The organism is Streptomyces sp. NPDC019937, assembly GCF_040631655.1.
Classification (GTDB): domain Bacteria; phylum Actinomycetota; class Actinomycetes; order Streptomycetales; family Streptomycetaceae; genus Streptomyces.
The window spans coordinates 146,447-167,063 of the sequence record NZ_JBEYAL010000011.1 but is presented as its reverse complement, the minus strand read 5'-3'; the positions used below and the strand labels follow the sequence as shown (position 1 = coordinate 167,063).

The window sequence follows — 20,617 nt, the reverse complement described above, 5'->3', positions numbered from 1 at the left end:
CCCGCCCGGCAGAGACGTCCCCGAGCCGCCTGGCACCTTCCCGCACGGAAGGTGCCGGGCAGCTCAGTTCGGCATGGCCAGTTCGAACCAGACGACCTTGCCCGTGGACAGCCGGGTCGCGCCCCACCGGCGGGCCATCCGGTTGACCAGGTACAGCCCGCGGCCGCCCTCGTCGGAGGGCCGGGCCTGGCGCAGCCGGGGCAGCTGCGGCACGTCGTCGCCGACCTCGCAGCGCAGCACGTCGGTACGGAGCAGGCGCAGGGTGATGGGCCGCTCCGCGTACCGTACGGCGTTGGTGACCACCTCGCTGACCAGCAGCTCCACCGCGTCCGTCAGGTCCTCCAGGTCCCAGCGGGCCAGCGCACGGCGGGCCAGGCGGCGGGCCTGCCCGGCGGTCTGGGCCTTGGGGTCCAGGAACCAGTACGCGACGTCGCTGGGCGCGATGCCCTCGAAGCGGGCCGCGAGCAGCGCCACGTCGTCGTCGCGGTCGCCGGGCCCGAGCATGTCCAGCACCTCGTCGCACAGCGGCTCCAGCGGCGGCGGGTTGGGGCCGGTGAGCCGGGCGGTGGCGGTCAGCCGCTCGCGCAGCTGCTCGATCCCGGTCCACACGTCGCGCATCCGCGACTCGACCAGGCCGTCGGTGTAGAGCATGAGGGTGGCCCCGGCGGGCGCGTCCAGCTCGACCGCCTCGAAGTCGACGCCGCCGACCCCGATCGGCGCCCCCGGCGGCACCCGCAGCACCTCGGCGCGGCCGCCGCGGTGCAGCAGCAGGGGCGGCGGATGGCCCGCGTTGGCGACCACGATGCGGTGCGCGACGGGGTCGTAGACCGCGTACAGGCAGGTGGCCATGCGGTCGGTGCCGAGCCGCTGGGCCTGCTCGTCGAGGTGGTGCAGCACCTCCTGCGGCGGCAGGTCGAGCCCGGCCAGGGTCTGCGCGGTCGTGCGCAGCTGGCCCATGATCGCGGCCGAGGTCATGGAGTGGCCCATCACGTCGCCGACGACCAGCGCCACCCGGTTGCCGGGCAGTGGGATCGCGTCGTACCAGTCGCCGCCGACCCGCGCGGTCTCGGCCGCGGGCAGATAGCGGCTGGCCAGCCGGACGCCGGTGGGCTGGGGCAGCGAGTCGGGCAGCATGGTGCGCTGCAACTCGTCCGCGATGTAGACCTCGCGCCCGTACAGCACCGCCTTGTCGACGCCGAGCGCGGTGTGGGTGGCCAGCTGGGCGGCGACCAGCAGATCGTCCGGTTCGAACGGCGGCCGGTCCGGGCGGCGTACGAACACGGCCGCGCCGATCACCCGGCGGCGGCCGCGCAGCGGGGCCAGCACGGTGCGCTGGCCGGTCGCCACCGACGGCCCCTCGCCGAGGAGTTCGGGCAGCGCGGCGCGGGCGGCCTGCGAGTCGCCGAACACCGGCCGCACCCCGCGCAGCACCTCGGCCAGCGGGCCGCCCGCCTCCACCTCGCACAGCTCGGCGGCGGGTCCGCCGCCCACGGCGGGCGCCAGATCGGGCTGCGAGGACATCAGCGGCAGCCGTCCGCTCTCGGTGTCCGGGTCCAGCGGGATCCGGTCGGTGCGGCGCAGCCGCAGCACCACCGGGCCGACCGGGCGCTCGTCGCCGACCGGCAGCGGATCGCGCAGATAGACCAGGATCGCGTCGGCGAAGGTGGGCACGGTGGCCCGGCACAGGCCGAGCACGATCTCGTCGAGGTCGATGCCGCGCGCGATGCGCCGCGTCGCCGCCCCGACGAACCGCAGCCGGTCCCCGCTCCGGTCCCGCACGGCGGCGGCGCCGTCGGCGCCGGGCGCGGTCGAGGGCGGCACGGCGGGCATCCCGCCCTCGGGCGTGGTGTACGCGACCTCACCGGCGGCCGCGCCCGCGCCCGCCGACGTGCCCCCGTCCGGCTGCGCCGGGGCCGGGTGTTCGCCCGCCGTGGTGCTGGGGGCGCCGTCCCGGGCCCCGGGTCGGCGCGCCGCGCCTGAAGCGGCATTGCGGTCCGCGTCCCACACAGGCTCGCCCTCCGGTGTGCCGTGCTCCGGCTGCTCGCTCTGCGCCGTGCTCCGGCGCTGCGTCCCGTCACCGGCGCGCTTGGTCCCTCCGCCGCGCGGCGTGCCCCCGCCCGAGCGCGGCGCGGCCTTGCCGCGGCCGCGGCGACCGGGCCGTGGCCGGGCGTCTCCCCCGGCGCCGTCCGGCTCCGGGTCCGGGGCGTCGCCGGGGCCCGGGGCGGCCGACGGGCCGTCCGCGGGGAAGGCGGGACGCGGCCGGCCGCCGCCCGGCTCCTGACCGGGGGCGGCCGTCTGCCGCACGGCGGTCCGCGGGTCCGGGACCGCGCCGTGCGCGTCCTCGGGCATGCCCGAGGCGGCGGCAGGGGTGGCGGCCTGTCGCCTGTTGTGGGAGGTGGGGTGCTCCGTCACGCGTGGGTTTCCATCCGTCCGGGGCCGTGCGCCCCCGTCTCGTCGGGGGCGCACCGAGTGTCAGGCACGTCGTCGGCAGTTCAGATAGAGCTGGATCTCGGGTGGTACGTCCGTGCTGGCCGGGGCGTACGCGTGCGAGTCCTCCCCGGCGATCTCGAAGCCCGCATCGGTCACGACCTGTCGAAGTTCTTCCCGCAGATAACCCGATACCCGGACCGAGTTGCCGAGGAACGGGATGGCGAAGTCGTCGACGTCCGCCTCGACCATGCCGAGTCCCAGCAGTCCTCCGGGTCTCAGTACGGCGTGGAGGGCGCGCAGGGCGTACGGGATCTCCGGGCGGGGCAGCAGCAGCAGCGAGAAGTAGGCGGTGATGCCGTCGAAGGGGCCGAGTTCCCGGGAGCCCCCGGGGCCGTACCGGCCGCCGACCCTCAGGTCGACGATGTCCACGTGGTGGAATGCGGCGTCCGGGACGTTGTCCCGGGCCAGCTTCAGCATCCCCGGTGAGATGTCGATGCCCGTCACCCGGTGTCCGGCCTCCGTCAGCTGACGGGCCGTGGGAAGTCCCGTACCGCAGCCGACGTCGAGCACGTGGGACCCGGGCGGCAGCGTGTCGGCCAGCCATTGACCGGCCGCGACCTGGCCTTCCTTGTGGGGGAAGGCGTCGTCGTACCGGTCGCCTATGGCGTCGAACGCCTCTGCCTGACCGCTGCGGTCGAGGGCCAGGCGGTCGAAGTCCTCATAGCCCGCATAGCCGTCGCCGTAGTCGTCCTCACCGCTCACGACTCCCGCCCCTCCTGTGACATTGCGTCAGATCGTGCGCATCGTCCGTGAGTTGCGCCTATGTCTTGTTTCCCGCATGTGCAGTGTTCCGGACGACGATCCTACGTTTGAAACACGGGGACACAGCAAGAGGTTCAGGACCTCGAGTGCGCCGACGTACGCCCCCTGTCGATACGGTCCCAGTCCGCCGGGAGGACGGGGACCGTCCACGACGGGTCCGGGCGCCACTCCTCCCACCCCTCCCGGAACGGAGCGTCCCAGGAGTCGATGAGCCGCATGGCGGCCCGGCCCGCCGCCCATACCCGCTCTGCCTGTTCACCGGGCATCAGACCGGCCCGCTGCGCCTGCGCGAACTCGTCCTCGTCCTTCCATTCCCAGCTCCGGTCCGGGTAGACCGCGATGTCCAGGAAGTGGTCCTCGGAGTCCACCCCGCCGCTCCAGCGGGCCAGCGGCTCCTCCAGGTTCACGTACCAGTTCTTGAAGCGCCAGTCGCGCTCCCAGAACAGCCACACCGACCAGGGGTCGCCGGGCCGGGCGAGCTTGAGTACCCCGGTGCCGAACCACTGGGACAGCGCGGTGACGCGCGGCTTGGTGTAGCGCGTGGACAGCGGCTCGCGGTGCACCTGCGTACCGTCCGCGAGCTGCGGCTTCACACACGCCGTGCCGGGCGCCAGCCAGACGGCCAGCAGCTCGGGGGAGTCCCGGACGACGGTCACCGGACGGCAGATGTGAATGGCGTCGGAGGCGTTGGCGCGATAACGCCAGAGGATGTGATCCCCTGGCGCCCATCGGGCGCCGCCCGCCATGCCCCTCGTCTCCGCGATGTCCGCTGTCATGAGCAGATCTTAGGTGCGACGGGGCCGCCGTGCCGTGACCTATGCCGCACGCACAGTACAACAGGGGCTTACGGATGCGTCATGCGCAGCACGTCCAACGCCTCGTCCAACTGCTCCCGGGTCAGCAGCCCGCGCTCCACATAGCCCGACTCCAGCACCACCTCGCGGATGGTCTTCCGCTCGGCCAGGGACTTCTTGGCGACCTTCGCCGCCTCCTCGTAGCCGATGTAGCGGTTGAGCGGGGTGACGACGGACGGCGAGGACTCGGCGTACTCCCGGGCCCGCTCCGCGTTGGCCGTGATCCCGTCGATCGTGCGGTCCGCCAGCAGCCGGGAGGCGCTGGTCAGCAGCCGGATCGACTCCAGCAGATTCTTGGCGATCACCGGGAGCATCACGTTCAGTTCGAAGTTCCCGGCGGCCCCGGCCGTGGCGACGGTCGTGTCGTTGCCGGTGACCTGGGCCGCGACCATCAGGACGGCCTCGGGGATCACCGGGTTGACCTTCCCCGGCATGATCGACGAACCGGGCTGCAGATCGGGCAGCGCGATCTCGGCGAGACCGGTGCGCGGACCAGACGCCATCCAGCGCAGATCGTTGGCGATCTTGGTGAGGCCGACCGCGATGGTCCGCAGCTGGCCGGACGTCTCCACCAGCCCGTCCCGCGCTCCCTGCGCCTCGAAGTGGTTGCGGGCCTCGGTCAGCGGCAGCCCGGTGGCCCGGGCCAGCTCGGCGATGACCGCGGCCGGGAAACCGGGCGGGGTGTTGATGCCGGTGCCCACGGCGGTGCCGCCCAGCGGCAGTTCCGCCAGCCGGGGAAGCGCGGCGCGCAGCCGCTCCACCCCGTAGCGCACCTGCGCCGCGTAGCCGCCGAACTCCTGGCCCAGCGTCACCGGCGTCGCGTCCATCAGATGGGTCCGCCCCGCCTTGACCACCTCGGCGAACTCGGCCTCCTTGCGCTCCAGCGCCTCGGCCAGGTGCTCCAGCGCCGGGATGAGGTCGGCGGTGACGGCCGCGGTGGCGGCGACGTGGATGGAGGACGGGAAGACGTCGTTGGACGACTGGCTCGCGTTCACATGGTCGTTGGGGTGCACCGGGCGGCCCAGCCGCTCGGTCGCGAGGGTGGCCAGCACCTCGTTGGTGTTCATGTTGGACGAGGTGCCGGAGCCGGTCTGGAACACGTCCACCGGGAAGTGATCGTCCCAGCGGCCCTCGGCGACCTCCGCGGCCGCCTCCGCGATCGCCGCGGCCATGTCCTCCTCCACCACGCCCAGCTCGGCGTTGACCGCGGCCGCCGCGGCCTTGATCCGGGCCAGCGCCTCGATGTGCGCCCGCTCCAGGCGCTGCCCGCTGACGGGGAAGTTCTCCACCGCGCGCTGGGTCTGCGCCCGCCACTTGGCGTGCGCGGGCACCCGCACCTCACCCATGGAGTCGTGCTCGATCCGGTAGCTCTCTTCGGTCATCAGGACACCTCCGTGCACGACAGCGTTGTCTTTCCCCGCCGTCTTCCCGCACCGCCGGGGACGGAGCGGTGAGGTGGGTCACCGTACGGCCTCCGGGGCGCGCGGGGCCTCCACCTCACCGGTGCGCTTGAGCTTCTGCCAGGGCAGCAGGGCGCCGGTGGCGGCCGTCACGCACGAATGCAGCAGCACCAGGTACATCAGCTGGCGGTAGACGATCTGCTGGAGCGGCAGTACGGCCAGCACCCGGTACCGCTCGCCGTCCAGCCGGAAGGCGTACGCCGCGCCCAGCAGCTGCACCAGCAGCAGCGCGCCCCACGCCGCGAGCGACCGCACCGGGTCCACGAAGATCACCCCGTACAGGGTGAACAGGTCGATCAGCGGCGCGAACAGCGGGGTGAGGATCTGGAAGAGCACCACCAGCGGCAGCCCCACCCGGCCGAACCGCCCCGAGGGCCCCCGGTCGACCAGCGCGCGGCGGTGCTTCCACAGCGCCTGCATGGTGCCGTAGCTCCACCGGTAGCGCTGCTTCCACAGCTGGCCCAGGGTGCCCGGCGCCTCGGTCCAGGCGCGGGCGCGCTCCTGGTACACCACCTGCCACCCGGCCCGGTGCAGCGCGATGGTGATGTCGGTGTCCTCGGCCAGGGTGTCGGCGCTCATGCCCCCGGCGTCCAGCAGCGCGCGGCGGCGGAAGGCGCCGATCGCGCCGGGGATGGTCGGCATGCAGCGCAGCAGGTCGTACATCCGCCGGTCGAGGTTGAAGCCCATCACGTACTCGATGTGCTGCCAGGCGCCGATCAGCCGATGGCGGTTGCCGACCTTGGCGTTGCCCGCGACGGCGCCGACCCGGGAGTCGGCGAAGGGGCGGACCAGCTCCCGGATGGTGGTGGGCTCGAAGACGGTGTCGCCGTCCATCATCACGATCAGCTCGTGGCGGGCGTTCGCGATGCCGTTGTTCAGCGCGGCGGGCTTGCCCGCGTTCGGCTGCCGCAGCACCCGTACGTCGGGCAGCCCCATCGCCTCCACGATGTCCCCCGTGCCGTCGGTCGAGCCGTCGTCCACCACCAGGATCTCGACCGGATGGGTCGAGGCGGCCAGCGAGTTCAGGGTGTGGGTGATGCATTCCTTCTCGTTGTACGCGGGCACGATGACGCTCACCGGGTCGCCCACCTCCTGCACCAGGGTGTAGCGGCGCCGGTCCCGGGTGCGGCGGTGCCACCAGGCCAGGCCCAGCATCAGCAGCAGCCGCCCGAACACCGCGAAGCCGACGACCCCCAGCAGCCCGACGAGCACCGGCAGCGCGTGCTGGGTGGCCAGCGCGGCCCAGATCAGCGTCCGGCCCTCCCACACCCGCAGGGCGGGGGCCGGGTGGTTGGCGCTCTTGGCGCCGAGCGCGCCGGTGATGGTGGTGAAGGAGTAGCCGCGCGCCGCCATCCGGTGGATGTAGCGCTCCAGGGCCTTCACGGTCCGCGAGCGGTTGCCGCCCGCGTCGTGGAAGAGCACGGAGGCTCCCTTCGTGCCGCGCGGGGTGGCGTTCTGGACGATCTCCTCGACCGGGGGCCGCCGCCAGTCCTCGCTGTCGGTGTCCACGAACGCGCTGACGTACCCCTTGGCGCCCACCTGCCGCTGCACCGGCCAGGTGCGGTCGTCCAGCGCGGAGACCTCCGAGGCGTACGGCGCCCGGAACAGCGAACTGGTGACACCGGCCGCGCCCGCCAGCGCCAGCTGGGACTGGGCCAGTTCGCGGTTCATCCGCTGCTTGTCCTGGTAGGACAGGTCGACATGGGAGAAGGTGTGCACGCCGATCTCATGACCGGCGGCCACCATCCGGCGCACCAGCCCCGGATGGCGCACCACCATCTGGCCCAGCACGAAGAACGTCCCCGGCACGTGGTGCTTGCGCAGCACGGCCAGGATCTCCGGGGTCCAGCGCGGGTCCGGTCCGTCGTCGAAGGTCAGCACGATGGTCTTGGCGGGGATGGGGTGTTCGGTCGCCTTTCCCTTCCGGCCGAAGGTGATGACCGGGCCGCCGCCGCGCAGCCGCTCGGGGACGCTGCGGTACGAATGCGCGGCGTGCACCCGGGCGTCGTTGCCGATCTCGGCGTACAGGTAGCCGTCCAGCAGCAGGGCGCAGACCAGCGCGAGGAGCGTGGCCAGGGCCAAGGCCATCCGGGTGCGGGATGCCCGGGACGCCCGGGACGTGCGGAGCTTGCGGGACTTGGCCGGCCTGTCGCCGGGCGTCCTTCCGGGCGTCTTCCTGCCGGTTGTCGGGAGTCTGCGGCGGCGTGGCCGTGGCAGCTTCGGCGGTCTGCCGCCGCTCATGACACCCCGCCGCGGAACGACGTGAGCGACTGCCAGTCGATGCCCGTGGGCAGGGCCGGTCCCCACGCCGGGGTCCCGGGCTCGTTCACCGGGCGTTCGGCCTGGCCGTTGCCGGGGTTCCGGGGACGGTCGGGGCCCGGCTCTGCGGGCTTGGCGGGCTTGGCGGCCGGGGGCTTCTTCACCGGGTCGGGCGCCGGGCCCACCGGCTTCCGGGGCGCCGGGCGCGCGGGCGAGGAGGCGGGCTTGTGGTGCCGCGCGTGATGCGGCGCACGGCCCGGCCGGTGGGCCGCGGACCGCCGATGCCGCGGGGCGTGGTGCGCGCGCGGTCCGTGGCCGGAGCGCGCGGGATGCGCCGCGCGCGCGGGCCGCACGTCGCGCGCCGGGGACACGCGGTGCGGCTGGGGCGGCGCGGGGCGGGCGAGCGCGGTGGGCATCCGGGCGCTCGCGGGGCGTACGTCCGCGGGGGCGTGCGGCCGGGGGCGGTCCGGGCCGCCGTCCGGGGCGTACCGGTCTTCCGACGGATGCTCACGCATGCCCGAACGCCCGCCGAAGGGCCCCTCAGGGGCGCTCCCCGGCTCCCGGCCGAACGCCTTGGTGGTGACGGGGTGACTCGGGATCAGCGTCTCGGGCGCGATGGCCGTTCCGCCCGCGAAACCCACCCCGAGGACCGCCGAATAGCCGAAGCAGACGGCTCCCGCGAGCGCGCCCGCGTGCCGTACCAGCCGGCCGCGGCGCCCGGAGAGGTCCACGAACACGGGCCCCTTCCCGGCCACGTCGGAGCGGACGGGACGCGAGGGCGCACGCTCGGCCACATCTGACTGAGGATCCATGCGTGAGAGGCTAGTCCAGAAAATACGACATACAACCTATGTGTCAAACATGCGGTGTGTCATAGTTCGTTACTTTTCATCGGATGTGCAAGGTTGGCGGAGAGGCCGGACCGGAAGCTGGAGCGGAAGGAAGAGCGCGTGCGATTGAAGGCCAGCCCCCGCATGAGCGGAATCGCCATGGCCGGAGCCGTGCTCTGCGCCACCGTCGCCGTCTGGGCGGGCAGCGAGAAGCCGTCCGAGCCACAGCGGGCCGCCTCGCCCGCCGCCCCCCGCCCGGCGGCGCCGCCCCCCGCCGACTTCGTGCCGTACGTCAGCGCCTGGGCCGGCTCGCGCTACGACATGCCCGCCGCGGCGGCGCGCGGCATCAAGGAATTCACCCTGGGCTTCGTCGTATCGGGTGACGGCTGCGCCCCGGCGTGGGACAGCGGCATCCCGTTCGACGACCCGGCGCTGACGGCCCGTATCGAGGCCACCCGGCGGGCCGGCGGCGACGTACGGATCTCCTTCGGCGGCGCCGACGGCACGGAGCTGGCGACGGCCTGCGAGGACGCCTCACAACTCGCCGCCGCGTACACCGAGGTGATCGAGCGTTACGGGATCATCCGGGCCGACTTCGACATCGAGGGCGACGCCCTCGACGACGCGGCCGCCACCGCCCGCCGGGCCCAGGCCATCGCCCTCGTCCAGCGCACCCACGAGGGGCTGAACGTCTCCTTCACGCTGCCCGCCATGCCGGACGGGCTGACGCCGGACGCCCTCGCCCAGCTGACAGCGGCCCGGCAGGAGGGCGTCACCGTCTCGTCGGTCAACGTCATGGCCATGAACTACAGCGGCGACCACACCGGCGACATGGGCCAGTACGCCATCCAGGCGGCCACCGCCGCCCACGAGAAGGTCCGCGGGGTGCTCGGGCTGTCCGACGCGGCCGCGTGGAAGACCCTCGCCGTGACGCCGATGATCGGGGTCAACGACGTGACCGGCGAGGTCTTCACGCTGGAGGACGCGGCCGGACTCGCCCGCTTCGCGGCCCGCAAGGGCATCGGGCGGCTGTCGATGTGGTCGGCGGAACGGGACCGCCCGTGCGCCCGCGAGGACGCCGGTGCCGACGACACCGGCAGCGATACGGACGCCGATACGGACGCCGATACGGACTCCGGTACGGGCGACTCCGGCGCCGCGGCCCCCGAACAACCCGCCGCCACCGCCCCCAGCACCTCCTGCAGCGGCATCCCCCAGCGCCTGGGCGCCTTCGAGGCGGCCCTGTCCGGCTGACGGCCGAGAGGCGGGCAGGCGGACAGGCGGACAGGCCGACGGCCCCGGCCGGAAGCCGGGGCCGTCAGAGGTGGTGGGTGCCGGTCAGGCGCCGGGACGGACCGGGATGCTGCTCACGAACGGCTGCGAGGGACCCGGAACGCCGGCCTCGATGGCCGCCCTCGCATTGCTCGGCCCCGGGGGCCTCCCAAGCTTCGGGCGCCTGCGCCGGACTCCGTCCGTCGGGCGAGGTGCCGCACCGGTCTCCGGCCGAGGTCCGGCTTCAGGCGCCCGGGCGGACCGGGATGCTGCTCACGAACGGCTGCGAGGGACCCGGATCCGTGAAGAAGTCGTTCCCCTTGTCGTCCACCACGATGAACGCCGGGAAGTCCTCCACCTCGATCTTCCAGACCGCCTCCATGCCCAGCTCCTCGTACTCCAGGACCTCGACCTTCTTGATGCAGTCCTGCGCCAGCCGCGCCGCCGGGCCGCCGATCGAGCCCAGGTAGAAGCCGCCGTGCGCGTCGCACGCCTGGGTGACCTGCTTCGAGCGGTTGCCCTTGGCCAGCATCACGAACGAGCCGCCCGCCGCCTGGAACTGCTCCACGTACGCGTCCATCCGGCCCGCCGTGGTCGGGCCGAACGAGCCCGAGGCGTAGCCCTCCGGCGTCTTGGCCGGGCCCGCGTAGTAGACGGCGTGGTCGCGCAGGTACTGCGGCATCTCCTCGCCCGCGTCCAGCCGCTCCTTGATCTTCGCGTGCGCGATGTCGCGGGCGACGACCAGCGGGCCGGTGAGCGAGAGCCGGGTCTTGACCGGGTGCTTGGTCAGCTCGGCCCGGATCTCGTCCATCGGCCGGTTCAGGTCGATCCGTACGACGTCGCTCTCGTCCAGGTTCTCGTCCGTCGTCTCGGGCAGGAAGCGCGCCGGGTCGGTCTCCAGCTGCTCCAGGAAGACGCCCTCCGGCGTGATCTTCGCGAGCGCCTGGCGGTCGGCCGAGCAGGAGACGGCGATCGCGACCGGGCAGGACGCGCCGTGCCGCGGCAGCCGGACGACCCGTACGTCGTGGCAGAAGTACTTGCCGCCGAACTGCGCGCCGATCCCGATCTTCTGCGTCAGCTCGAAGACCTTCTCCTCCAGCTCCTTGTCCCGGAAGCCGTGCCCGGTCGGGGAGCCTTCGGCGGGCAGCTCGTCCAGGTAGTGGGCGGAGGCGTACTTCGCGGTCTTCAGCGCGTACTCGGCGCTGGTGCCGCCGACCACGATGGCCAGGTGGTACGGCGGGCACGCGGACGTGCCCAGCGAGCGGATCTTCTCCTCCAGGAACTTCATCATCGATGCCTCGTTCAGCACCGCCTTCGTCTCCTGGTAGAGGAAGGACTTGTTCGCCGAGCCGCCGCCCTTGGCCATGAAGAGGAACTTGTAGGCGCCGCCGTCGGTCGCGTACAGCTCGATCTGCGCGGGCAGGTTGGAGCCGGTGTTCTTCTCGTCCCACATGGTCAGCGGGGCCATCTGGGAGTAGCGCAGGTTGAGCTTGGTGTACGCGTCGTAGACGCCGCGCGACAGGGCCTCCTCGTCACCGCCTTCGGTGAGCACGTTCTGGCCGCGCTTGCCCATGACGATGGCGGTGCCGGTGTCCTGGCACATCGGCAGCACCCCGGCCGCCGCGATGTTGGCGTTCTTCAGCAGGTCCAGTGCCACGAAGCGGTCGTTCGGGCTGGCCTCGGGGTCGTCGAGGATGCGGCGCAGCTGGGCGAGGTGATCGGGGCGCAGATAGTGCGAAATGTCGTGCATCGCCTCGGCCGCGAGCGTGCGCAGCGCCTCCGGCTCGACCTTGAGGAAGGTACGCCCGTCGGCCTCGAAGGTGCTCACGCCCTCGGAGGTCACCAGACGGTACGTCGTCCGGTCTTCTCCCAGGGGCAGCAGGTCCGAATAGGCAAACTCTGGCATCGCGGCCATTCCTTACTCGACGGGGGCTATGGCTGACTTCGTCGACAGCGCGTGGACAAGCGTAGAACGGGGCGGGGGAGTGGCGGCTTGTGAGGTAAGGCTCACTAGGCCCGCCGCCCGCCGCGCCGCCGCAGACCCCTAGTCGCGATCTATCGCGACTGGGTACGCTGAGCGGCGTGGATGAGCAGTCGCAGCAGCCGGTCCCCCTGACGAAATCCGCCCCCGCTCCGGCGCGCGTCGCGGAGACGGAGATCCGCGCGTCCGACGCGGATCGTGACCGGATCGCGGACATCCTGCGGGAGGCCCTGGCCGAGGGGCGGCTCGAACCCGAGGAGCACGCCGAGCGGATCGACGCGGTCTACCGCGCCAAGACCCTCGGCGAGCTGGAGCCCCTGGTCCGGGACGTGCCCGCGGGCCGGGCCCCCGCCGCGGCGGGCCCGTCCGCCGGCGCGGCGTCCGGCCCCGCCGCCGGCCCGGAGAACCTGATCGCGGTCTTCGGCGGCGCCGTGCGCAAGGGCCGCTGGCGGCCCCGCCGCCGTACGCACGCCTTCGCGGTCTTCGGCGCCGTCGAGATCGACCTCACCGAGGCGGTCTTCCAGCAGCGGGAGATCGCCATCCAGGCGTGGGCCGTCTTCGGCGGGGTGGAGATCAGGGTTCCGGAGAACGTCTCGCTGCACGGTTCGGGCTCCGGCGTATTCGGCGGCGTGGACATCGCGGAACAGGAGGCTCCGGACCCCGACGCGCCGGTGATCCGGGTCAGCGGATTCGCCCTCTTCGGCGGGATCGAGGCCAAGCCGAAGCGCGGGAAACGTGTGAAGAACCTGAGGTCATAAGGGCTGAACAGCCGCTGTGCATACGGAATTTCCGGGCGGGACAACCGTGTGCATAAGCGTGCGCACAGCGGGTAAGGCTTGGTGCATCGTCTTCTCGCGCGGCTGATGGGGGTGCACTGGGGGCCGTGGGGCGGGAGACGGGCAAGGGTGAACACCGGAGCCGTCGTCAGGAGTAGACCGTGCTGCAACCGCATCAGCCCCTGCTGGACGCCGCCGTGCCCCCGCAGCGCACCCCCGCTCGGGAACAGGCCGGCCCCTGGCACTCGGAGGCGGTGTGCCGCCGGGATGAGGCCGGGCTGTTCTTCGCTCCGTCCAAGGAGCCCACGGCTGCCCGGTTGTCGCGGGAAGAGGCCGCCAAGCGCGTGTGCGCGCGCTGCCCGGTCATGGTCGAGTGCCGGGAGCACGCGCTGCTCCAGCCCGAGCCGTACGGGGTGTGGGGCGGGCTGACCGCGGCCGAGCGCCGGGTGGTGCTGGCCCGCCGCCGGCGCCGCGAGGCGGAGCTGCAGCGCGCCGTGCGCGTCGCCGCCGCCGGGTGAACCCTCCGGGCCGCCGGCCGGGCCCCGCCGTGCGGCGGAGTCCGGCCCGTGGCGTACGTACGGCCCCGGTGGACGCCGAGCGCCAGGGGGTGTCCAGAGGGTGTCTTCCGGATCATGCCGGGCTCGCGGGCCCTGGCACGCACGCTCGCCGCGTTGTCGTCGTCGCACGCAGCGCCGCTGCGCTCTCCTCCTCCGCCTTGCGATCGCACGCCCCAGGCCCCGCTCCCTGATCCGGCCTGATCGACAAGACACCCCCTAGCGCGGGCGCTCGAAGTCGACCGAGGCGTAGGCGCGCAGCTTGGACAGCCGGTGGGTGGAGTCGATCTGCCGGATCGTCCCGGACTTGGACCGCATCACCAGCGACTGGGTGGTGGCGGTCTCCGCGCGGTACCGCACCCCGCGCAGCAGATCACCGTCGGTGATGCCGGTGGCGACGAAGAACACATTGTCGCCGCTGACCAGATCGTCGGTCTGGAGGACCTGGTCGAGGTCGTGGCCCGCGTCGACGGCCCGCTGCCGCTCCTCGTCGTCCTTCGGCCACAGCTTGGCCTGGATCGTGCCGCCGAGGCACTTGATCGCGCAGGCCGCGATGATGCCCTCCGGCGTGCCGCCGACGCCCAGCAGCAGATCCGCGCCGGTGCCCTCGCGCACCGCCATGATCGCACCGGCCACGTCGCCGTCGGAGATGAACTTGATCCGGGCGCCCGCCTCCCGGATCTCCTTCACCAGGCCCTCGTGGCGGGGACGGTCCAGGACCACCACGGTGACGTCCTCGGGGCTGGACTTCTTCGCCTTCGCGATCCGCCGGATGTTCACCCCGGGCGGTGCGGTGATGTCCACGAACTCCGCGGCCTCGGGGCCGGTGACCAGCTTGTCCATGTAGAAGACGGCCGACGGGTCGAACATGGTGCCCCGCTCGGCGACGGCGAGCACCGAGACGGCGTTGGCCATGCCCTTGGCGGTCAGCGTGGTGCCGTCCACCGGGTCCACGGCCACGTCGCACTCCGGGCCGGTCCCGTCGCCGACGCGCTCCCCGTTGAAGAGCATCGGCGCCTCGTCCTTCTCGCCCTCGCCGATGACCACGACACCGTTCATCGACACGGTGTGGACGAGGGAGCGCATGGCCTTCACGGCGGCGCCGTCCGCGCCGTTCTTGTCGCCGCGGCCCACCCAGCGGCCGGATGCCATGGCCCCCGCCTCGGTGACCCTGACCAGCTCGAGGGCGAGGTTGCGGTCGGGAGCCGCGGGACTGACCTCGAGCTGGGACGGCAGATGATGCTCGGTCATCGGAGCGCACCTTTCTGTACGGCGACGAACCGGAAAGTGAGGGTGCTCATGACCTTATCCGTTCATTGCGAAAGTGAGCAGAGGACCCCACGCATGAGCACGGCCCTGTTGCCGGGTGCCGAGGGGCGATGAGGGACGATAGGGGGCGTGGCAGGTATGCGTGGCAAAGAGACGGTGCGGGACATGGTCCTGTCGCTGACGGTGATTGGTGTCGTCGCGGCGGCCATCTACGTCTTCGGCATTCCGCACGACGACGGTGGCAAGGGCAAGGGCGTCAAGACGGTCGACTACCGGGTGGAGGTGGACACCGCCCGGCGCGCGGCGCCGTACCCGGTCGCCGCCCCGGAGAAGGGCAGCCTGCCCAAGGGGTGGCGCGCGACCTCGGTGACGTACCAGCCCGGTACCACCGAGGACAAGGGCGCGGCCTGGCACCTCGGCTTCCTGGACCAGGACCAGGAGTACATCGCGATCGAGCAGAGCGACGGCAGGCCGGTCCCCTTCATCGAGGAGGTCACCCAGCAGGCGCGGGAGACCAGGACCAAGCAGGAGATCGGCGGCCACGAGTGGGTCCGCTACGAGGGCGACAAGTACGACGCCCTGGTACGTCGCGAACCGGGTGTGACCACGGTCGTCACCGGCACCGCGTCGTACGGGCAGCTCGCGAAGATGGCCGCCGCGCTCAAGGCCGAGAAGGCGGAGAAGCCCGCGAAGGGCTGACCGGACAGCACCGCGCCCCTTCGGCCGGCTTCGCCGAAGGGGCGCGGTGCGGGTCTCGCATCACCTCAGACGGTGGTGACGACCTGCTCGTAGCCCAGACGCGGGAGGCGCGGCTTCCAGGCGTCCTCGCCCGGCTTGCCGATGTTGACGACCATCAGCGGGGTGTGGTCGTCGTCCAGGAACTCCTTCTGCACCCCGGCCGGGTCGAAACCGGTCATCGGGCCGGCCGCGAGACCGGCGGCACGGACGCCCACGATGAAGTAACCGGCCTGCAGCGAGGCGTTGAGAGCCGCGGCCTGCTCACGGTTGCCACGCTCGCCGAAGAAGATGTCCTTGATCTGCGGGGCGTGCGGGAAGAGCGCGGGCAGTTCCTCGTGGAACTCGTTGTCCGCGGCGAGGATCGCGACCAGCGGCGCGGACGCCGTCTTGGGCTGGTTGCCCTCGGCCATGTGCGGAACCAGACGCTCACGCGCCTCGGCGGAGCGGACCAGGACGATGCGCAGCGGCGACTGGTTGAAGGCCGTGGGCGCGTACTTCACGAGGTCGTAGATGGCCTGCACCTGCTCTTCGGAGACCGGCTCGTCGGTGAAGGTGTTGGCGGTGTGCGCCTCACGGAAAAGCAGGTCCTGGGCGGCCGGGTCGAGTGCGAGCGTCATGGTAAACCTCCTGGTCACGGTGGTGATATCGATGTGCGATGCCTCCACTGTACGAGGTTTAGGTTAATCTTCAACTAAAGCCGGGGCAGGGTGCTCCGAATCACAGCCGAAAGCCCCGCCGACCAGCCGGCCCGGATCGCCGCCCCGGCCCCGGGGGACGCCTCACCGGTACCTGGGGGTGCTTGGGGGCGGGCTGAGGACCGTCCGAGCTTCACGGCGCGGGCTCTGCCCCACTCCCAGCCCCGTCGATGCCCGGGATGCGGGCCAGGGGCGGAGATGCCCCGCCCCCAGCCCCTCCGGCGCGCGGGCCCGGCTCCAGGAGCGGAGATGCCTCCCTCCCCGGCCCCTCCGGCGTCCGGAGATGCCGCTCCGGGGTGAGATGCCCCGCCCCCAGTCCTCCCGGCGTTCGGGGCTGGGTTCCAGGGGCGCAGATGCGTCACCCTCCCTGGCCCCTCCGGCGTCTGGAGATGCCGCTCCGGGGGTGAGATGCCCCGCCCCAGTCCTCCTGGCGTTCGGGGCTGGGTTCCAGGGGCGCAGATGCGTCACCCTCCCTGGCCCCTCCGGCGTCTGGAATGCGGCTTCGGGGGCGGAGATGCCCCACCCCAGCCTCTCCGGCGTTTGAGGAGCGGGGTCCGGGGGCGGAGCCCCCACCGGGGGCCGGGGCGGAGCCCCGGGTCGGGAAGGGGCGGGGTGGGGAAAGGTCAGCCCTCCCCGCCACCGTCGCCATCCCCCGAGCGCGCCAACGCCGCGTCCAGCCGCGCCCGCGCACCCTCCAGCCAGCGGCGGCACACCGTGGCCAGCTCCTCGCCCCGCTCCCACAGGGCCAGCGACTCCTCCAGGCTCGTGCCGCCCGCCTCGAGCCGCCGCACGACCTCGACCAGCTCGTCCCGCGCCTGCTCGTAGCCGAGCGTCGTCTCCGCCGCCCCGGCCTTCTCGCCGGCCCCGGCCTTCTGCTCGACCCCGGCGTCCTCGCCGACCCCGGCCGTTCCGTCCGTCTTCGCCATGCCCCTCACCCTATTCAGCCGGTCCGACAGCGGCCCGCACCGTGAAGTCGCCCTCGGCGACCCGCGCCCGCAGCTCCTCGTCCGCCGACACCTCGGCCGCCGCCCGCACCACCGACCCGTCGGCGTGCTGCAGCACCGCATAGCCGCGCCGCAGCGTCGCGGCGGGGGAGAGGGCCACCACCCGGGCCTGGGTGTGCGCCAGCTCCGAGTCCGCCCGGTCGAGCAGATGCCCCAGACAGCGGCGGGCCCGGTCGAGCACCGACGCGATCTGCTCCTCGCGCTCCTCCACCATCCGCTCCGGCTGCCGCAGGCACGGCCGGGCGAGCGCGGCCTCCAGCCCGCGCTCCTCGCGGTCCAGCAGCCCGTTCACACTGCGCAGCGCGCGCTCGCGCAGATGCTGGATGCGCACCAGCTCCTCGCCCACGTCCGGCACGGTCTTCTTCGCCGCGTCGGTGGGCGTGGAGGCGCGCAGATCGGCGACCAGGTCGAGCAGCGGCGAATCCGGCTCGTGGCCGATGGCGGACACCACCGGCGTGACGCACGCCGCGACCGTCCGCACCAGCTGCTCGTCCGAGAACGGCAGCAGGTCCTCCACGCTGCCGCCGCCGCGCGCGACCACGATCACGTCCACCTCGGGCAGCGCGTCCAGCTCCTTGACCGCCTCGATCACCTGCGGCACCGCATGGGTGCCCTGCACCGCGACGTTGCGCACCTCGAAGCGGACGGCGGGCCAGCGCAGCCGGGCGTTCTCCAGGACGTCGCGCTCGGCGGCCGAGGCGCGGCCGCAGACCAGCCCTATCAGCTGCGGCAGGAACGGCAGCGGCTTCTTGCGCTCGGCGGCGAACAGCCCCTCGGCCGCCAGGGCCTTCTTCAACTGCTCCAGCCGCGCCAGCAGTTCCCCGACGCCCACCGGCCGGATCTCGGCGGCCCGCAGGGACAGCTGCCCACGTGGCGCGTACCACTCCGGCTTGGCGTGCACGACGACCCGGGCGCCCTCCGAGACCGTGTCCGCGATCTTGTCGAAGACGGCGCGGAAACAGGTGACGGTGAGCGAGATGTCGTAGCTGGGGTCGCGCAGCGTCAGGAAGACCACCCCGGCGCCCGGCCGCCGGGACAGCTGGGTGATCTGCCCCTCGACCCACACCGCCCCGAGCCGGTCGATCCACCCCCCGATCAGCCGGGACACCTCGCCGACCGGGATCGGCGCTTCCGCGGACGTGTTGACAGCCATGCCCGCGAGCGTATCGGCCACCACCGACAGAGCCCGTCGTCATCGCCCCTACGATGGGGACATGACTGCAACCTCCGCCCGCCGGGTCCTGCTCGCTGCCCCGCGTGGCTACTGCGCGGGCGTCGACCGTGCCGTGATCGCCGTCGAAAAGGCCCTGGAGCAGTACGGCGCGCCGATTTACGTGCGCAAGGAGATCGTCCACAACAAGTACGTCGTCCAGACCCTGGAGAAGAAGGGCGCGATCTTCGTCGACGAGACGGAGGAGGTGCCCGAGGGCTCCATCGTGATCTTCTCGGCGCACGGCGTCGCCCCGGTCGTCCATGAGGAGGCCGCGCAGCGCCGGCTGGCCACCATCGACGCGACCTGCCCGCTGGTCACCAAGGTCCACAAGGAGGCCGTCCGGTTCGCCAAGGAGGACTACGACATCCTCCTGATCGGTCACGAGGGCCATGAGGAGGTCATCGGCACCAGCGGCGAGGCGCCGGACCACGTCACCCTGGTCGACGGCCCGGACGATGTGAAGAACGTCGAGGTCCGCGACGAGTCCAAGGTCGTCTGGCTGTCCCAGACCACCCTCTCGGTCGACGAGACGATGGAGACCGTGGACGCGCTCAAGGAGCGCTTCCCGCAGCTGATCAGCCCGCCCAGCGACGACATCTGCTACGCCACCCAGAACCGCCAGACCGCGATCAAGCAGGTCGCCGCCGAATCCGACCTCGTCATCGTCGTCGGCTCGAAGAACTCCTCCAACTCGGTGCGGCTGGTCGAGGTCGCGATCGGCGCCGGTGCCAAGGACGGCCATCTGGTCGACTACGCCAGCGAGATCGACGAGGCCTGGCTGGAGGGCGTGAGCACGGTCGGCGTGACCTCGGGCGCCTCCGTACCGGACGTGCTGGTCGAGGGCGTCCTGGACTGGCTGGCCGAGCGCGGCTACGGGGACGTGGAGGTCGTACAGCCCATGCAGGAGACCATGACCTTCTCGCTGCCCAAGGAACTGCGCCGGGACCTGCGCGCCGAGGCTGCGACAGCCGCCGGAGCGGCCGCGGCCGCCGGGACGGACGGCGCGGAGCGGTGACCGACGGAAACGGCGGCGGCCTCGCCGCGCGCGTGTTCGGCGTGGACATCGGCGGGTCCGGGATCAAGGGCGCGCCGGTGGACCTGGACCGCGGTGACCTGGCCGAGGAGCGCCACAAGGTGCTCACCCCCCATCCGGCCACGCCCGAGGCGGTCGTGGCCGGGGTGGTGGAGGTCGCCGGGCACTTCGGCTGGGCCGGGCGCCCGGTCGGGGTGACCTTCCCGGGCGTGGTGACGGACGGGGTGACCCTGACCGCCGCCAATGTCGACAAGAGCTGGATCGGCACCGATCTGGCCGGTGTGCTCGGCGAGCGGCTGGGCGCGCCGGTCACCGTGCTCAACGACGCGGACGCGGCCGGGGTCGCCGAGATGACCTTCGGCGCGGGCCGCGGCCGTCAGGGCACCGTGATCGTGCTCACCCTCGGCACCGGCATCGGCAGCGCGGTCTTCACCGGCGGGCGGCTGGTGCCCAACACCGAGCTGGGCCATCTGGAGCTGGACGGCCACGAGGCGGAGAAGCGCGCCTCCACCAAGGTCCGCGAGGATCACGATCTGAGCTGGCCGCACTGGGCGCACCGGGTGCAGAAGTACCTGGCGCACCTGGAGATGCTGTTCTCGCCGGAGCTGTTCGTGATCGGCGGCGGGGTGAGCCGCAAGGCGCACAAGTTCCTGCCGCTGATCGAGGACATCAGGGCCGAGATCGTCCCGGCGCAGCTGCAGAACAACGCGGGGATCGTGGGTGCCGCGATGGCCGCGGCTGCCGCTGCTGACGGCGCCGCCGCTGCCGCCCCATGAGGGCGATCCGGCGGACGAGGACGATCACGGCGGTCAGCAGCGTCCCGGCGTAGAGCCAGCCCGCGTTCAGCGACAGCGCGGTGAAGACGCCCAGCGCCTGACCCGCGAACCCCTCGCTGCCGTCGTTGATCGGCAGCAGCCCGGCCGTGAAGGCGATCGGCACGCCGATCGCCCCCGGGAACAGGTCGGCGGGCCGCACCCACATCCCGCAGCCCGTGCACGCCAGGAGGAAGAACACCCCGTAGGCGGTGTGCGACCCGGACAGCAGCATTGCGTCCAGACAGCCGAAGGCGAGCATCGCGAGCGCGGTCAGCAGTCCCGCGCCCAGGGCGGTGAGCCGGGCGCTGGGCAGCGTGACCGGCCGGTCGCGCAGCGCGGCGGCCGCGCCCCGCAGCCCGCCACGTCCGGCGCCCCGGCGTGCGGCGCCCCGTTCGCCGCCACGTGCCGCCGGGCGCGCGCCGCGCGCCGCGCCGCCCGCGCCCTGGCCGCCGCTCCTGCCCCCGCCCCGGCCCGGGTACGTGTCGTCCGCCGCCGGGCGGGGCGAGGGGGCGGCCGCCCGGCGAGGCGTACGTGTCCTGTAGTACTCCACCAGACCAACGTAGGTGGGCGGAGGGCTGGAATCCGGACTGGGACACGCCCTTCGCGGGACCT

The 20,617-nt window shown here is 72.7% G+C and carries 18 protein-coding genes; 6 read left to right on the top strand and 12 right to left on the bottom strand.

The window, feature by feature from the left end:
• Positions 1-63 precede the first annotated feature (63 nt).
• From ABZ562_RS13875 to ABZ562_RS13850, 6 genes are all read right to left on the bottom strand, one after another.
• On the bottom strand, positions 64-2,412 hold the full coding sequence (locus ABZ562_RS13875; protein WP_361477813.1) for a SpoIIE family protein phosphatase: 2,349 nt from the start codon (positions 2,410-2,412) through the stop codon (positions 64-66).
• A 60-nt stretch (positions 2,413-2,472) separates the two neighbouring features.
• On the bottom strand, positions 2,473-3,192 hold the full coding sequence (locus ABZ562_RS13870; RefSeq protein ID WP_361477810.1) for a methyltransferase domain-containing protein: 720 nt from the start codon (positions 3,190-3,192) through the stop codon (positions 2,473-2,475).
• A gap of 134 nt (positions 3,193-3,326) precedes the next feature.
• Complete coding sequence (locus tag ABZ562_RS13865; protein ID WP_361477808.1) at positions 3,327-4,028, bottom strand: DUF402 domain-containing protein; 702 nt, start codon at positions 4,026-4,028, stop codon at positions 3,327-3,329.
• Between the two features lie 68 nt (positions 4,029-4,096).
• On the bottom strand, positions 4,097-5,488 hold the full coding sequence (locus tag ABZ562_RS13860; RefSeq protein WP_361477805.1) for a class II fumarate hydratase: 1,392 nt from the start codon (positions 5,486-5,488) through the stop codon (positions 4,097-4,099).
• Positions 5,489-5,566: 78 nt separating this feature from the next.
• Positions 5,567-7,654 carry a bifunctional polysaccharide deacetylase/glycosyltransferase family 2 protein gene (locus ABZ562_RS13855; RefSeq protein WP_361477802.1) on the bottom strand — a complete coding sequence of 696 codons (2,088 nt, stop codon included), beginning with the start codon at positions 7,652-7,654 and terminating at the stop codon, positions 5,567-5,569.
• A 149-nt stretch (positions 7,655-7,803) separates the two neighbouring features.
• Positions 7,804-8,637, bottom strand: a complete 834-nt coding sequence (locus ABZ562_RS13850; protein WP_361477799.1) for a hypothetical protein — start codon at positions 8,635-8,637, stop codon at positions 7,804-7,806.
• Positions 8,638-8,775: 138 nt separating this feature from the next.
• Between ABZ562_RS13850 and ABZ562_RS13845 the strand changes: the two genes are divergently transcribed.
• Positions 8,776-9,909 carry a chitinase gene (locus ABZ562_RS13845; RefSeq protein WP_361477796.1) on the top strand — a complete coding sequence of 378 codons (1,134 nt, stop codon included), beginning with the start codon at positions 8,776-8,778 and terminating at the stop codon, positions 9,907-9,909.
• A gap of 262 nt (positions 9,910-10,171) precedes the next feature.
• Here the strand turns inward: ABZ562_RS13845 and ABZ562_RS13840 are convergent, their stop codons facing one another.
• The gene (locus tag ABZ562_RS13840; RefSeq protein WP_361477793.1) at positions 10,172-11,833 is read right to left on the bottom strand and encodes a fumarate hydratase; all 1,662 of its coding nucleotides are present in this window, start codon (positions 11,831-11,833) and stop codon (positions 10,172-10,174) included.
• 206 nt (positions 11,834-12,039) lie between these two features.
• Here ABZ562_RS13840 and ABZ562_RS13835 point away from each other — a divergent pair, with 206 nt between their 5' ends.
• Both ABZ562_RS13835 and ABZ562_RS13830 read left to right on the top strand, forming a co-directional pair.
• Positions 12,040-12,666: a DUF1707 domain-containing protein gene (locus ABZ562_RS13835; protein ID WP_361477992.1), complete on the top strand. Its 627-nt coding sequence runs from the start codon at positions 12,040-12,042 to the stop codon at positions 12,664-12,666.
• Between the two features lie 179 nt (positions 12,667-12,845).
• Positions 12,846-13,202, top strand: coding sequence for a WhiB family transcriptional regulator (locus ABZ562_RS13830; RefSeq protein ID WP_361477790.1), 357 nt, complete (start codon positions 12,846-12,848; stop codon positions 13,200-13,202).
• A 255-nt stretch (positions 13,203-13,457) separates the two neighbouring features.
• Here the strand turns inward: ABZ562_RS13830 and glpX are convergent, their stop codons facing one another.
• Complete coding sequence (gene glpX / locus ABZ562_RS13825; protein ID WP_361477787.1) at positions 13,458-14,489, bottom strand: class II fructose-bisphosphatase; 1,032 nt, start codon at positions 14,487-14,489, stop codon at positions 13,458-13,460.
• A gap of 156 nt (positions 14,490-14,645) precedes the next feature.
• Between glpX and ABZ562_RS13820 the strand changes: the two genes are divergently transcribed.
• On the top strand, positions 14,646-15,206 hold the full coding sequence (locus ABZ562_RS13820; RefSeq protein ID WP_361477990.1) for a DUF4245 domain-containing protein: 561 nt from the start codon (positions 14,646-14,648) through the stop codon (positions 15,204-15,206).
• A gap of 65 nt (positions 15,207-15,271) precedes the next feature.
• Here ABZ562_RS13820 and ABZ562_RS13815 read toward each other — a convergent pair whose 3' ends face one another.
• The 3 genes from ABZ562_RS13815 to xseA all read right to left on the bottom strand — a co-directional run bounded on the left by ABZ562_RS13815 (position 15,272) and on the right by xseA (position 18,097).
• Entirely contained in the window at positions 15,272-15,862 is a 591-nt protein-coding gene (locus ABZ562_RS13815; protein ID WP_361477784.1) for a malonic semialdehyde reductase, read from the bottom strand.
• 701 nt (positions 15,863-16,563) lie between these two features.
• Positions 16,564-16,866, bottom strand: a complete 303-nt coding sequence (locus ABZ562_RS13810) for an exodeoxyribonuclease VII small subunit (RefSeq protein ID WP_361477781.1) — start codon at positions 16,864-16,866, stop codon at positions 16,564-16,566.
• Positions 16,867-16,876: 10 nt separating this feature from the next.
• The gene (gene xseA, locus ABZ562_RS13805) at positions 16,877-18,097 is read right to left on the bottom strand and encodes an exodeoxyribonuclease VII large subunit (RefSeq protein ID WP_361477778.1); all 1,221 of its coding nucleotides are present in this window, start codon (positions 18,095-18,097) and stop codon (positions 16,877-16,879) included.
• Positions 18,098-18,158: 61 nt separating this feature from the next.
• Here xseA and ABZ562_RS13800 point away from each other — a divergent pair, with 61 nt between their 5' ends.
• Both ABZ562_RS13800 and ppgK read left to right on the top strand, forming a co-directional pair.
• The gene (locus ABZ562_RS13800) at positions 18,159-19,172 is read left to right on the top strand and encodes a 4-hydroxy-3-methylbut-2-enyl diphosphate reductase (RefSeq protein ID WP_361477775.1); all 1,014 of its coding nucleotides are present in this window, start codon (positions 18,159-18,161) and stop codon (positions 19,170-19,172) included.
• The gene (gene ppgK, locus ABZ562_RS13795) at positions 19,169-19,966 is read left to right on the top strand and encodes a polyphosphate--glucose phosphotransferase (RefSeq protein ID WP_361477772.1); all 798 of its coding nucleotides are present in this window, start codon (positions 19,169-19,171) and stop codon (positions 19,964-19,966) included. Before ABZ562_RS13800 ends, ppgK begins: the two co-directional genes overlap by 4 nt.
• Here the strand turns inward: ppgK and ABZ562_RS13790 are convergent.
• Positions 19,860-20,555 (bottom strand): DUF6542 domain-containing protein, encoded by a 696-nt coding sequence (locus ABZ562_RS13790; RefSeq protein WP_361477769.1) that lies wholly within the window; start codon positions 20,553-20,555, stop codon positions 19,860-19,862. The genes ppgK and ABZ562_RS13790 overlap by 107 nt on opposite strands.
• Positions 20,556-20,617: the final 62 nt, after the last annotated feature.

Bases quoted from the DNA above. Each gene is read 5' to 3' on its own strand.
- ABZ562_RS13810 (WP_361477781.1), bottom strand. From the start codon at position 16,866: ATGGCGAAGACGGACGGAACGGCCGGGGTCGGCGAGGACGCCGGGGTC.
- ABZ562_RS13860 (WP_361477805.1), bottom strand. From the start codon at position 5,488: ATGACCGAAGAGAGCTACCGGATCGAGCACGACTCCATGGGTGAGGTG.
- ABZ562_RS13815 (WP_361477784.1), bottom strand. From the start codon at position 15,862: ATGACGCTCGCACTCGACCCGGCCGCCCAGGACCTGCTTTTCCGTGAG.
- ABZ562_RS13855 (WP_361477802.1), bottom strand. From the start codon at position 7,654: ATGGCCTTGGCCCTGGCCACGCTCCTCGCGCTGGTCTGCGCCCTGCTG.
- ABZ562_RS13850 (WP_361477799.1), bottom strand. From the start codon at position 8,637: ATGGATCCTCAGTCAGATGTGGCCGAGCGTGCGCCCTCGCGTCCCGTC.
- ABZ562_RS13865 (WP_361477808.1), bottom strand. From the start codon at position 4,028: ATGACAGCGGACATCGCGGAGACGAGGGGCATGGCGGGCGGCGCCCGA.
- xseA (WP_361477778.1), bottom strand. From the start codon at position 18,097: ATGGCTGTCAACACGTCCGCGGAAGCGCCGATCCCGGTCGGCGAGGTG.
- ABZ562_RS13840 (WP_361477793.1), bottom strand. From the start codon at position 11,833: ATGCCAGAGTTTGCCTATTCGGACCTGCTGCCCCTGGGAGAAGACCGG.
- ABZ562_RS13800 (WP_361477775.1), top strand. From the start codon at position 18,159: ATGACTGCAACCTCCGCCCGCCGGGTCCTGCTCGCTGCCCCGCGTGGC.
- ABZ562_RS13820 (WP_361477990.1), top strand. From the start codon at position 14,646: ATGCGTGGCAAAGAGACGGTGCGGGACATGGTCCTGTCGCTGACGGTG.
- glpX (WP_361477787.1), bottom strand. From the start codon at position 14,489: ATGACCGAGCATCATCTGCCGTCCCAGCTCGAGGTCAGTCCCGCGGCT.